This window comes from Microcoleus sp. w2-18bC1 (genome assembly GCF_036700365.1).
Lineage (GTDB): Bacteria > Cyanobacteriota > Cyanobacteriia > Cyanobacteriales > Microcoleaceae > Microcoleus.
In genome coordinates, this window is the sequence record NZ_JAUBOS010000068.1 from 19,865 (window position 1) to 33,575 (window position 13,711).

The 13,711-nt window shown below is 45.1% G+C and carries 10 protein-coding genes; 7 read left to right on the forward strand and 3 right to left on the reverse strand.

Annotated features, from left to right (window positions below; translation table 11 throughout):
• Nucleotides 1-3: 3 nt before the first annotated feature.
• On the reverse strand, nucleotides 4-4,878 hold the full coding sequence (locus QT979_RS24255; RefSeq protein ID WP_333311922.1) for a PAS domain S-box protein: 4,875 nt from the start codon (nucleotides 4,876-4,878) through the stop codon (nucleotides 4-6).
• Nucleotides 4,879-5,158: 280 nt separating this feature from the next.
• Between QT979_RS24255 and QT979_RS24260 the strand changes: the two genes are divergently transcribed.
• From QT979_RS24260 to QT979_RS24270, 3 genes are all read left to right on the forward strand, one after another.
• Nucleotides 5,159-5,293 (forward strand): hypothetical protein, encoded by a 135-nt coding sequence (locus QT979_RS24260; protein WP_333211946.1) that lies wholly within the window; start codon nucleotides 5,159-5,161, stop codon nucleotides 5,291-5,293.
• A gap of 568 nt (nucleotides 5,294-5,861) precedes the next feature.
• Entirely contained in the window at nucleotides 5,862-7,373 is a 1,512-nt protein-coding gene (locus QT979_RS24265) for a mechanosensitive ion channel domain-containing protein (RefSeq protein ID WP_333211948.1), read from the forward strand.
• Nucleotides 7,374-7,545: 172 nt separating this feature from the next.
• On the forward strand, nucleotides 7,546-7,839 hold the full coding sequence (locus tag QT979_RS24270; RefSeq protein WP_333311923.1) for a hypothetical protein: 294 nt from the start codon (nucleotides 7,546-7,548) through the stop codon (nucleotides 7,837-7,839).
• A 20-nt stretch (nucleotides 7,840-7,859) separates the two neighbouring features.
• Here QT979_RS24270 and QT979_RS24275 read toward each other — a convergent pair whose 3' ends face one another.
• Entirely contained in the window at nucleotides 7,860-9,065 is a 1,206-nt protein-coding gene (locus tag QT979_RS24275; RefSeq protein ID WP_333211951.1) for a transposase, read from the reverse strand.
• 127 nt (nucleotides 9,066-9,192) lie between these two features.
• Between QT979_RS24275 and QT979_RS24280 the strand changes: the two genes are divergently transcribed.
• Nucleotides 9,193-9,672 carry a hypothetical protein gene (locus tag QT979_RS24280; protein ID WP_333311924.1) on the forward strand — a complete coding sequence of 160 codons (480 nt, stop codon included), beginning with the start codon at nucleotides 9,193-9,195 and terminating at the stop codon, nucleotides 9,670-9,672.
• An 89-nt stretch (nucleotides 9,673-9,761) separates the two neighbouring features.
• Here the strand turns inward: QT979_RS24280 and QT979_RS24285 are convergent, their stop codons facing one another.
• Nucleotides 9,762-10,370, reverse strand: coding sequence for a TetR/AcrR family transcriptional regulator (locus QT979_RS24285; RefSeq protein ID WP_333311925.1), 609 nt, complete (start codon nucleotides 10,368-10,370; stop codon nucleotides 9,762-9,764).
• Between the two features lie 115 nt (nucleotides 10,371-10,485).
• Here QT979_RS24285 and QT979_RS24290 point away from each other — a divergent pair, with 115 nt between their 5' ends.
• From QT979_RS24290 to QT979_RS24300, 3 genes are all read left to right on the forward strand, one after another.
• Entirely contained in the window at nucleotides 10,486-11,913 is a 1,428-nt protein-coding gene (locus QT979_RS24290) for an HlyD family efflux transporter periplasmic adaptor subunit (RefSeq protein ID WP_333311926.1), read from the forward strand.
• Between the two features lie 148 nt (nucleotides 11,914-12,061).
• The gene (gene devC / locus QT979_RS24295) at nucleotides 12,062-13,246 is read left to right on the forward strand and encodes an ABC transporter permease DevC (RefSeq protein ID WP_333311927.1); all 1,185 of its coding nucleotides are present in this window, start codon (nucleotides 12,062-12,064) and stop codon (nucleotides 13,244-13,246) included.
• Nucleotides 13,247-13,467: 221 nt separating this feature from the next.
• A partial coding sequence (locus QT979_RS24300; RefSeq protein ID WP_333311928.1) for an ATP-binding cassette domain-containing protein occupies nucleotides 13,468-13,711 on the forward strand: 244 nt, incomplete at its 3' end.

Here is a 13,711-nt window from a genome sequence, read left to right on the forward strand (position 1 = left end):
ACCTTACTTGTAGGACTCAATAAACGTTAAAATCTCTTCGTCTTGAAAGTCCTTTGCCATCTGATGCAATCTTTTAGCAAAGGGAATATATTGGGGATCTATTTCTTCAAGTAATACCGCCTGCTTAACTATTTCTAGGAAATTTCCTTTCATAGCCAGTTCGTATAGAATTTCCATTTCTTTAGCTGGCGGGGCAATTAGCTCATCGGTGTCTGAACCGATCGCCAGGGGATCTTCATTAGCTTCATAAACCCATTCTAAATCAAGATACTGTTGTAATTTTTGCAGGAGTTCCGTGGCTTGAACAGGTTTGGGAATAAAAGAGTTGCCTCCTGCTTCTAAACTTCTGTATTGATCGGCTTCAAATACGCTGGCAGAAGAGACAATAATGATGATGTCTTTGAAGTTGTCCGATTCTCTAACCCGCTTAATTAGCTCGAAGCCATCTAGTTCGGGCATTAGTAAGTCGGTAACGATTAAATCTGGCTGTACCTCCAGAATTTTTTCCCAGCCTTCCTCCCCATCGTTTGCTTCAGACACCTCAAAGCCTAGCGGACTGAGCAAATTGCTAACTACGGAACGGTTAGCCCATTTGTCATCAATAACCACAATCTTAGGCTGGCGGTCTTTGATGCCGATAATCTGGCCGCGATGGTCAATTTGAGAAGTTTTCACCCATTCATCGGCTTGAGATAGATTGACATCAAACCAGAAAATACTGCCAACATTCATCTCACTTTGAACCTGAATGGTACTGCCCATTAGTTCTACAATCCTTTGGCTAATTGCCAGTCCTAATCCCGTACCTTCCGTCTGCCGCCTGCGATCTCCTACCTGCTCGAAGGGCTGAAAGATAGCTTGGAGTTGATCTTGGGCAATGCCGGTACCTGTATCGCGTATTTCAAAGCGAATTTTTTCTTCTGTGGCAAAGCTGACTATAAAAGTAACAGCACCCTCATCCGTAAATTTAATAGCGTTACTTAAAAGATTAATTAACACTTGTCGCAAGCGTTTTTCATCCGCATGAATACCGATCGGGAGTTCGGGGCTTGATGGAAAATGAAACTGAATTCCCTTTAGTTCAGCTCGGATACGACACATTTCTGCGACACCTTGCAGGAACGCCGGGAAATGAAAATCCGTAGGCATGAGTTCCACTTTCTGTGCTTCAATCTTCGACAAGTCGAGAATATCATTGATTAAGGTCAGTAAATGGGAACCGCACTGATAAATAACATCAATGCGCGATCGCTCTTCTTGATTCAAGGATTTGGAACGCTGAAGAATTTGGGCGTATCCCATGATGCCATTAAGGGGAGTCCGCAACTCGTGGCTCATATTGGCAAGGAATTCACTTTTAGCGCGACTTGCTGCTTCGGCTGCTTCCTTAGCTTTTGCCATTAGGAATTCTGCTTGTTTGCGATCGTGGATATCGGTGCAAGTGCCAACCCACTCCCGGATGCTGCCATCTTCATTCAGAATAGGTACGCCCCTACCTTGGAAATAACGATAGTTTCCATCCGCTCCCCGGATTCGATATTCTATGTCATACAGGCTTTTCGTTTGCACTGCTTCCATCCACGCCTGAGCGGTTGATTCGCGATCGTCCGGGTGAATTGCATTTAACCAGCCAAAACCAACCACCTCCTCTACGGTTTGTCCGGTGTAAGCTCTCAGAGTCGGCATATCCGGGCATCGCCCCTCAGAATCGCCTGTCCAGACAATTTGGGACGTAGCAAGAATTAGCGAACGATAGCGTTCTTCGCTTTGTTTGATCGCATCTTCCGCTTGTTTGCGATCGTGGATATCGCTGGAAGTGCCAATCCACTCCCGGATGCTGCCATCTTCATTCAGAATTGGCACCGCTCTAGCTTGAAAATAACGATAGTTTCCATCTGCACCCCGGATGCGATATTCTATGTCATACCTACTTTTCGTTTGCACTGCTTCCATCCAGACCTGAACTGTTGGTTCGCGATCGTCTGGGTGAATTGCATCTAACCAGCCAAAACCAACCACTTCGTCTACGGTTTGTCCAGTGTAAGCTCTGAAAGTTGGTAGATCTGGGCATCTTCCTTCTGCATCCGTTATCCAGACCATTTGGGACGTAGCAGCGATTAGCGAACGATAGCGTTCTTCGCTTTGTTTGATCGCATCTTCCGCTTGTTTGCGATCGGTAATATCTCGCACCACAGATAACGCATACAGCTTGTCATCCTGCCAATAGGGGGTTGCTGTAACTTCCACATCAATACACTTGTTATCCTTGTGGATATCAATGGCATGACAGAAGAACTGCTTACCTGCCTTCACAGTTTCTAAGAAGTCCACAAATAGGTGGTAACTATCTGGGTGTATGAAGCCTCCAGGTGGTAGTTGAGTGAACTCCTCATAAGTGTAGCCGTGGATTCTGGCTTGCGCCGGATTGATGGCGACTACTTTTCCGGTTTCTAGTTCTGTGATGATAATGCCATCGTTCACCGACTCAAAAATACTGCGATACTGAGTTTCTTTATGTCGCAACGCTTCTTCCGCTTGTTTGCGATCGGTAATATCTCGTGTTGTGGCGATCAGGCCGAGGATATTGCCATTAGCATCCCGCCAAGGAGCTTTTGTAGTTAAAAAGGTCCTAGGGGTTTCATCAAGAGAGATATCTTCCTCGTAACTCTCAGTGATTCCTGTTGCCATGATTTGACGATCTTTTGCCATCATTTCACGGGCAGCGTTAGGCAGTAATTCCCAATCATCTTTGCCGATGATTTCCTCACTTGGCTTGCCCAAGAAGTTTGCCAAATTGGAGTTAATGGCAACATAACGCCCTTCTCGATCTTTAACGACAATGAAGTCGGGTGTACTTTCCAAAATAGAGTTTAGCAGTGCATTACGATCGCGCAGAGCTTCTTCAGCTTGTTTGCGATCGCTAATGTTTCGTGCTATGGCGATCATGCCGAGAATATTGCCCTGAGCGTCCCGCCAAGGGGCTTTTGTCGTTAAAAAAGAAGTGGTGATCTTACCATTAGAAACATCTTCTTCGTAGGTTTCAGTAGTGCCTGCTTCCATGATCTCGCGGTCTTTTGCCATTATTGCAACGGCGGCCTCCGGGGGAAGGAGTTCCGAATCGTCTTTACCCAGGATCTCCTCAATGGGTTTACCGTAAAAGGATTTTGCCCCATTGGAATTAAGGGCAACGTATCGGCCTTCCCGGTCTTTAACAACTATTATGTCTGGCGTACTTTCCAAGATAGAGCTCAGCAAGACGTTGCGATCGCGCAGCGCAGCTTGCTGTTCGCGCAGAGCTTCTTCAGCTTGTTTGCGATCGGTAATATCTGTATTAGCCCCAATCCATTCCCGAATTGAACCATCCGCATTCAGTAGTGGTATACCACGACAACTCATGTACCGATATTCGCCGTCATAGCGGCGCATACGTAATTCATCTTCATAGAGCGAGCGATTGGCCACGGCAGCCGACCATATACTAGCAACATGAGCGCGATCGTCTGGGTGGATCGTGTCTAGCCAGCCCCATCCCTTGTACTCATCAAATGTCAGTCCTGTAAATGCACCTAAAGTAGGTTGCTCGCTGGCCAATTCGCCCTCAGCATTACCGATCCAAATACTTTGAGCGGTAGCTTCGATCAAAGAACGAAATCGTTCTTCACTTTGTTTTAGGACATCTTCTGCGTTTTTGCGATCGCGAATATCCCGCGTAATAGTGGCAATCCCTACGGGTTCATTAGTCTCTGGATGGTTTACCAGAAATAGGGTGTAATCTACGGCGATGGGTTGACCTGTCACGAAATGTCTGAAGCGGAAATCACTCCGCCAACTTCCCTCTTGCATTATTGCAGGCATAATAGACTGCTGTACAAAGTCCAAATCTTCTGCCATGAAGAAGTCGGTAATGTGTTTGGTTTTGGCTTCGTTCAAACTACTGAGTCCCACCAAATCCCGACCAGCCTGATTCACGAGTATAGGGCGACCATCCATCGAGGCAACGCCAATAAAGTCACGGCTATTCTCGATCGTTGTAACAAGCAATTGCCGCTCTTCCTCTGCTTTTTTGCGATCGCGCAGCGCAGCTTGTTGTTCGCTAATATCCCGCGCAATAGTGGAAATAAACTCGACTTCACCCGCTTCGGTTTTGTGGACGATCAAAACCTGGGAGACTGGAATTTCTTCCCCATCCCGTGACAAAAATAGGATTTCACCAGCCCACCTACCCTCTCGCAAGGCGGTGGGAATTATTTCGTTGTGGAACTTTGCTTTAGCCGAGGGAGCTAATACAGAATCTATAGTAAACGGCGATCGTGCTTCCTCTAGAGACATCCCCAGCATTTCCTGTCCGGCTTTGTTGAGATAGACGCTATGCCCAGCCGCATCCACAACTCCTACTAAGTCGGAAGTTGCTTCCAAAATTGCCGTCAGTCGTGCCTGCTTTTGTTCTGCCCGCTTGCGATCGGTAATTTCAATTACAATCCCACCAAGACCAAAAACGATGCCATTTTCGTCCAACAAAGGATAGTAAGATGCTTGCCAGTAGCGCAGGATGCCCGGTTCTTTCGGCGTTTCACCCACTAATTCATAGTCGAGAATTGCCTTGTCCGTATCCAGAATGCCTTGCAGCATTGGTTCCACAGTCGCAGCCAATTCTGGCAGCACTTCACGCACTGACCTACCAATATGGTCTGCCACACAAACGCCATTCATCTGGGCCAAAACTTCGTTAATTTGGACATACCGGAGTTGGCGGTCAAAAATCAGCATTCCGGCATTGGCACCTGCAAAAAAAGCGTCGAAGTGAGCCTGTCGCAATACCTGTGCTGTTGTGTTCTCTTGCTGGGGCGGTTGGTTTTTATGTGGTGGGAATGTGCTCATGTTGGCTCGTGCATTTCAGCTATAATTCTAGAACTTCTTTCCAATTATGGGTTCGTAAGGTTTTCCTTTTTTCCTATTTGGGTACTGAATAAAACGTTCAGTAGGGCGACCATTAGGCTTTCAATCGGCGATATATGTATCCCTTGCGACAATATTTCCGTTAATTCTTCGGATGTATCGCCAAGCAGTTCTATTGCTCATCAATTCTATTCCTAATCAATTTTATGGGTAGTACATTGGTGACAACATAAGCTAGGGCAGCGTTTGTCAATCAGGAATTATGCTCAGCATTTACTCAGATTTGGGGGAAAACTTAGATTTGGGCGATCGAGCAATCATGGCGATCGCCATATTTATGCCCACCAACCCCCAAATCGCCAATTTTCCACTCCTCAACAAGCAGTATTTTAAGTAAAATTACGGATTGACAAATGCGATTAAATTATAGTTTTTCCCCCATGTCAGTAGAATGCCAAGTATTCTTGGAACGTTATCAATTTTAGCTAGATGCGTTAAATTTTCATTTAGATATACACAAGAGGGAAGCAACTGGCAGAGTAATAGCAATATCTCTCCCACCAGTCAAAATCATTGTAATACTTGGATATTTGACTTGTCCACTTAAATAGTCATTGAATAATCCCTGCTTAAGTTGATAACGGGACTTCAAAAAAAAATAGTGGAGAGTATGATAAACTCAAATCGAGTTAATGTTGACTAAAGTTAGTAGAGCGATCGCTTTAACAATAGATGAGTCGGCTCTCGGCTCGCGAAAAAGTGGCAAACTAACCGCAGGCCTGCGAAGACCAGGTATCCGAAAAATTGGCAAGAGGGATAACTGCGTATTATGAGGAACCACATCTCTATCTAACGACTTCACTTTTTTTACTCTAAAAACAGGTTAACATTTATGATAACGATCTCAGTATTTTATTTTTACATTGGGTACTGAGAACTTTATTTTTTACTACTTTCCTTAAAAAATGACCACACAAAAAACCTTGTTTCCTGAATTTAAATTGAATACAATTCCCGAAGAAGTATTGACACAGATATCGCAAATATTTACAGCTACCCTATTTAAAATAGGTGAAAATCCAGTATCGTTGCAGTCACTGGTGGAACTGATTGTATTGTTTATGGCTATCCTTGTCATAGCACGCTCTTTTACAAACTTTCTTAAGGAACGCTTGCTAGTCAGACTGGGAATTGACGAGGGAAACCGGGAAGCGATCGCAGTAATTATTGGGTATTTGATAGTAGCTTTGGGGGTGATAGTCGCCATCCAAAGCATCGGTTTCAACCTCGCTTCTTTTGCAGTAGTTGCGGGGGGATTGGGAGTCGGAATTGGCTTCGGAATCCAAGATTTAACAACTAATTTTGTCAGTGGCTTAACGCTGCTTTTAGACAGACCTGTGAAAGTTGGAGACTTTGTGGAATTAGAAGGATTAATGGGAATTGTCAAAAAAATCTCGATTCGATCGACCATCATCCAAACCACTGAGGACTCTAGCGTCATTGTTCCCAACAGCAAAATGATTAGCAACAAAATTGTTAACTGGAGTTACGAAAACTCCCTACTCTGTCTGCGAGTTCCCGTAGAAGTAGCGGAGAATAGTAACCCGCTGTTAGTGACAGAAACTCTGTTAAATATTGCTTACAAAGAAGCAGGAGTTTTGTACGAGCCCAATCCGAAAGTATTGTTTGTCGAGTTTGGTGATGATAGTTTTAAATTTGAACTTTTAGTTTGGACGGACAAGCCGACTGAAAGAGAAATAATTAAAAGTTCTTTAAATTTTGCAATTGAATACAATTTCCGCCACCAAAAGATAGAATTTCCGTTCAATGACAGAGAAATTTATTTGCAAAACCCCGAAGTTCTGTTGTCAATGTTCAACAAAAAAGAAACTGCAATTGACCTCCCGAACAGTTACTCGGAAAATGAGCAAAAACCGCCAATTTTTGCAGAGAAACTGAAAAAGCCATCGTCGCTTAGCTGTTTGCTGCGAGAGGTGGAATACTTTGAAAATCTGACCGATCTGGAATTGCGGCAATTGATTGAAGTTGGATACCGCAAACGGCTGCGATCGCAAGAATATTTGTTTCACGAAAACGACCCCGGAGATGCTTTTTACATGATTCTTTCAGGTTCAGTAGAAGTTTTTGTAGAAGCTATTGACAAACATCTGAATAACCTCGGTTCTGGTCAGTTTTTCGGGGAACTTTCTTTGATGTTGGGCATCCCCAGAACTGCTTCGGTAAGAGCTTTGGAAGAAACAATTTTGTTTGCCATCAATAAAGAAGGTTTCCAGAAAGTTTTAACTGAACGACCGGATTTATCTGAACAGATTATTCAAGAAATAGTCAAACACAAAGAAGAACTCAGCGAGAGACAGCAATTATTGCGAGAAATGGAATTGGTAGATGCAGCAGAAGAGGATGAAAATCCTGTAGAATGGGTGAGAAAACGGCTAAAAAATCTATTTAGCGTTTGAAATAATTTCTATGACGCGATTTATTCACGATCTCTTTGCCAAAGAATACCTGGAGGAATTGCTGTCGCCACTCGGAACGGTTAATATCGGCCGCGATGTGACTTCGGAAGTCTGAGAAATCGATGTTTACTTCACTTTCTTCAATCTAAAATCTAAAATCTAAAATCGATTGATGCCCACAGCATCGAAAGCATTGGTAGATAGCTTTAATGCGATACCAGACACAGAGAATTGGATGCAGGGAATTTATTTTTTGGGGGAATCTTTGCGAACTGCAATTGTGGCTATTCACCAGTTGCCAGAAACTCCAGACACGCTGTGGTTGAGGATTTTGGGCAAAGGGGGAGTGCAGCAAAGGGCTATTTCCCAATTAAGCGCTTTAGCAACAGACGATCCGTTGCGGATTATCGCGCTAGAATTGCTGTATCGGTTACAGTCAAATTTATTGACATCCTCCCCGCCGTAAACGGTCGGGGATTCTAAACATCACTGTTTAGGCTTCCTCTTTCCACGACTCGACTTACATTGAGGAGTTGCCTCACCAATGCAGCGGTCGATGTCTCCAGAGGCGTTTAACGTTTCCGTGTGCCCCACGGTACGAAGTCCTAACTCAAGTATGTTGATTGCGGCATTCCAGTCACGTAAGAGTACAACACCGCAATGTTGGCAGCGGTGCGTTCTTTGACTCAAAGACTTTTTGACGATTTCCCCACAGTTAGAACAATTTTGCGAAGTGTAGTGCGGTGGTACAGCAACTGTTACCACTCCAAACACTTTGCCGAAATATTCCAACCATTGACGGAAAGCAGACCATGCAGCATCCGAAATAGATTTAGCTAGCTTTCTATTTTTGACCATATTTCGCACCTGCAAATCTTCGTAGGCAACCAAGTCGCTAGACTGGATTACGCATCTTGCCAATTTCACGGCAAAATCTTTACGTTGTCTACTTACTTTGAGGTGTTTTCTACTTAATCGGTTTCTTGCTTTGGCTTTATTTTGGGAGCCTTTTTTTGTTCTCGAAAGACGCCGATTCAGTCGTTTGAGAGCTTTCTCGGACTTTCTCAGATGACGCGGGTTTTCAATTGTTTGACCGTCTGAATCTGTGTAGAAGTGAGTCAAACCAACGTCCAAACCTAGTGTTTTACCAGTTGGCGTTCTCTTTTCTAGTCGTTCTTGGTCGATCAAAAACTGAACGTAGTAACCGTCGGCTCTACGAACAACACGCACGCGCTTAAGCTGCTTTAATTGGTAGAAGTGCAAGTCGCGAGTTCCCCACAACTTAAAACTTCCGGCTTCAAACCCATCAGTGAAAGTGATAGTACGTCTATCATCCGACAACTTATAGCCTGTTGTTTTATATTCAACAGAGTCGTGCGTCTGATGTTTTTTAAAACGCGGGAAGCCCTTTTTCCCTGGTGTGCTTTTTTTGCAGTTGTCGTAGAACCGCGCAATTGCAGACCAAGCTCTTTCGGCAGAAGCCTGACGCGCTTGAGAGTTGAGTTTAGCAGCCCAATGAAATTCTTTGGCTAGGACAGCGCAGTAGGCGCTTAACTCGTACTTGCCGATTCCCAAGTTGTCGAGCCAGTATCTCAGACAGCTATTGCGAACGAAGCGAGCGGTGCGGATGGCTTCGTCTAGCCTCTCGTACTGTTGCTTCGTCCCCTCAAGTTTTGCCTCAAATACCAACATAGTTACGCTTGTCGTGTCAGCGTAAGTATAACACAGAAAGCCGTCCTACAAGGACGGGGCTTTAAACCCAATTATTTTAGTAACCGATGCGCCACAAGTATTAGAGCCAGAAGAGCGGGAGTTAATTATGGCCATTGCACCACTTTTTCAACAACAAATACAAGCCGCACAGCAACAAGCTAGAGAAGAAGGACTAGAACAAGGACTAGAAGAAGGATTAGAACGAGGGCTAGAACAAGGACTAGAACGAGGCAGACAAGAACAACAGCGCTTAATATTAGAAAATTTTCTGCGAGTTAGATTTGGAGAATCAAGTCCAAAAATGACAGTTTTTCTATCTCCAATATCCAAGTTGGCGGCGGAATTTACAGTTTTGTTGCTGGCAATATCGATGTTAACAGTCGATGAAACAGGGCGGGAAGCAGCGGTTAAATTGTTAGCTGAAAGTGTCTTGCAAATACGATCGCCTGAATTGGGCGATATTCTGCCTACAGTCGTTACTAATTTATTGGCATTGCCTGTGGCAGAATTGACATTGTTGGTAGAACAACTGCCACAGTTATCGGCTGAGGAATTGAGGGAGAGGTTAGGGAAAACACCTGAATAGAACCTCCGATCGCAGCCATAAAGGGATCTCGCTCTTTATGGCATTTAAATCATTCTCAAATAAAATTCCTAGATTCTGTCGATCGCACTTTAGGAATTGGACTGCGGGCCTAAAATCAAGTGCAGCAGACCATCGATCAGTCGATCGCGCTCCATTGGGATAATCTCTTTACCGTGCATCATATGCTGCATTAACTGAAAATATACCAAAGCTCCGATAAAAATCCGCGCAGTTGCCTCGGGATCGGGCAATTGTAACTCTGGATGCGATGCCAAATAATCCGCTAGCCGCTCGATACCCGGTTTAGCTAAGTTTTTCACAAAAGTCTGCGCTAGCTGGGGAAAACGCCCTGATTCCGCAATCACTAACCTCACAAAATTGAGATATTCTGGTTCCTGGGTCGCCTGATCCAATATAGTTGTGGCAGCGAATCGCAGCGCTACGGCCGGTTCTTCATCCAGAACTGTAAAATGGACTTTTTCTCGCGCCAGCCGCTGTACCAAAGCCGCGAATAATCCTTCTTTATCTGCAAAATAGCTGTAAACCGTGGCTTTGGAAACTCCGCCCGTCTTCGCTACCTTGTCCATACTCGTCCCCGCGTAGCCGTGGGCTAAAAATTCTTGCATCGCACCTTGCAGGATTTGCTCGCTCTTGTCACCTCCTGCTGCGTCTGCTTCGATCGGTTTTGTCCTTGCCATACCTTGCTTCTGTAATTTTTATTTGGGCTCTTGACATCATTATACTAAACGGTTTAGTATTAAAAGACATCGTAACTAAACCGTTTAGTTTTATTTTCTCACAAAGAGGTATGTCATGGTACACCAACCAACAGCAGACGGCTTATCCTCAAATCCATCCCTAGTTAAACAACTCCTAGTTGTGGCAGCAGTAGCAACCTTGGGGGCAGCGGGAACCACAGGCTACACGATCTGGCGATCGCGCATACCCGATCCCAACGCCGTAGCCGCAGCAGCAGCCGTCACAGCATCCCAATTAAAAACAGTTACAGCCTTGGGGCGACTCGAACCCAGAGGAGAAGTAATTAAAGTCTCCGCCTCCGGTGCAGCCGAAGGAAACCGGATCGATCGACTCTTAGTCAAAGAAGGAGACAGGGTGAAAACAGGTCAGGTGATCGCAATTTTGGACAGCCGCGATCGCCAGCAAGCCGCCCTCGACCAAGCTCAAGAACAAGTGCGCGTCGCCGAGGCAAATCTAGCAAAAGTGAAAGCAGGAGCCAAAAACGGCGAAATTCAAGCCCAGAAAGCCACCATTGCCCGCATAATGGCCGATCGCAGCAACGAAATCACAGCGCAACAGGCGATCGTTGCCCGTCTAGAAATCGATCGCAGCACCGAAATTGCAGCGCAACAAGCCACAATTGCGCGGTTGAGGGCCGAACAACAAGGTGAAATTCAAACCCAACAAGCCACAATTGCCCGTCTACAAGCCGAACTCCGCAACGCCATAAGCGAGGATCAGCGCTACTCCCAACTGTATGAACAGGGAGCAATTTCCGCCTCAACTAGCGACAGCAAAAGCCTCGCCGCCGAAACAGCCCAACAGCAAATCAACGAAGGAAAGGCAAAACTGAATCAAATTCGCCAATCCCGCCAACAACAAATTAACGAAGCCCAAGCCAAACTAAATCAAATTCAACAATCTCGCCAACAGCAGATTAACGAAGCGCAAGCCAAACTCAGCCAAGTTGAGCAATCTCGACAACAGCAAATCGACGAAGCCAAAGCAAATCTCGATCGCATCGCCGAAGTGCGTCCCGTTGACATAGCAGCAGCCGCCGCCGAAGTCAGTTCCGCCGCTTCAGCAGCCAAACAAGCCAAAGCCAATCTGGATCTAGCTTACATCCGTGCTCCCAGAGACGCCCAAGTCCTGAAAATTCACACGCATCCGGGGGAAAGGGTAGGAAACGACGGCATTGTCGAACTCGGACAAACTCGCGAGATGCTGGCTGTTGCGGAAATCTACGAAAGCGATGTGGACAAAGTACGCCTTGGACAAACCGCCAAAATTACTAGCGATGCTTTGACTGGTGAATTGCGGGGAACTGTCGAACATATTGGTTTGCAAGTGCAGCGGCAAAACATTGTTAACACCGATCCTTCTGCGAATATTGATAGTCGAATTGTCGAAGTAAAAGTGCGCTTAGACGAAGCTTCCAGTCAGAAAGTAGCGGGATTCACCAATTTGCAAGTCAAAGTGGCGATCGGGGAAATTAAAGATTAAGTAAAAAATGTTCCTTTCTTCCCGGTAGAAAACTCTCTACTTCTTCCTCTCTCTTCCTTCGTGTCCTTCGCGTCTTCGCGGTTCAATAATCACATATTCTTTCTGTACGAAGAGAGTAAACCATCAATAATCCCAAATCTAAAATAGTATGATTGGACTCATAAAACCATTACAACAGTTAAGACGCAGAACTTCCCTCGGATGGCTGCAACTGAGCCACGACAAAGGGCGAATGCTCGTTGCAGTAGCAGGAATTGCCTTTGCTGACGTTTTGATGTTCATGCAGTTAGGCTTTCAAAATGCGCTTTACACCAGCAATACGCGGCTGCATCAAAGCTTGGAAACAGACTTAGTTTTGATTCACCCCCAAGCGCGAAATTTGATTAATTTGTCTTCCTTCCCCAGGCGCAGATTGTATCAAGCAATGAACGTACCGGGCGTGAAATCAGCCGAGCCGCTTTACGTGAAAATTGCTAACTGGAAAAATCCCGAAACTCGGCGCGAAACGTCGCTGATGGTGGTGGGTTTCAATCCGAATCGCCCTGCGTTTGCGCTTCCCGAAGTTAACCAAAATTTGAACGCGATTAAATTGCCGGATACCGTGTTGTTCGATCGAGCTTCTAGGGGAGATTACCAAAAAACGATCGCCCAAATCGATCGAGGCAAAGCCGTTAAAGCTGAGGTCGAGCGACGCACGATTAACGTCAGCGGTTTATTCACAGTTGGAGCATCTTTTGCCGCCGATGGTATTTTGATGACTAGCGATCAAAATTACCTGCGCCTGTTTGCGAGACAAAATGCCGCGAGTGTTAATGCCGGATTAATTCAACTGCAACCGGGTGCTGACCCCGTGGAAGTTCAACAAGTTTTGAAAGCATATTTGCCGCCGGATGTCAAGGTATTAACCAAACAAGAATTTATCGATTTTGAGAAAAACTATTGGGCTAAGAATACTGCGATCGGCTTTGTGTTTAATTTAGGCGTCGCGATGGGTTTTGTAGTTGGTGTGATTATTGTTTATCAAGTTCTCTCAACCGATGTCAGCGACCACATGGGAGAATACGCTACTTTTAAAGCGATGGGCTACCGCAATGTTTATTTACTGGGCATCGTTTTTGAAGAAGCTCTAATTCTTTCCGTCCTCGGTTTTTTGCCAGGAGTAGGAGTTTCTTTCGGACTTTACTCTTTAACCCGCCAAGCCACAAATTTACCGCTTTATATGACGCTGCTTAGAGCATTTATAGTATTACTTTTGAACGTGATTATGTGCACTATTTCGGGAGCAATTGCTACTCGCAAGCTGCAAGCCGCCGATCCAGCAGATATGTTTTAAGGGAAAATGAATCAGTTTATAGGATTCGGCGGTTGAAACCGCTACTAGACAAACTAAGTCCCTCTCTAAGAGAATAAAGAATAAAGGGGGTATTAAAGCAAAATTTTGTATAAAGTCCTGAATACACCCATATTTTTTGTAATCATTCTCTTGTTTTCCCTCTGCATTATCGGCGGCAAAAACGATTAAGTTTAAAACCTCAAACCTCAAATCAAAAAGTTATGAACTCTACTACTCTCTACCCGACAACCAACGCATTACAGATTCCTGCACCTATAATTTCCGCGCACCAACTCAACCACTACTTTGGTCAAGGTCAACTGCGAAAACAGGTACTTTTTGACATTAATCTCGACATTAATGCAGGTGAAATCGTGCTGATGACGGGGCCTTCCGGTTCGGGAAAAACTACGCTTTTAACTTTGATTGGCGGACTGAGATCAGGTCAATCGGGAAGTCTCAAAA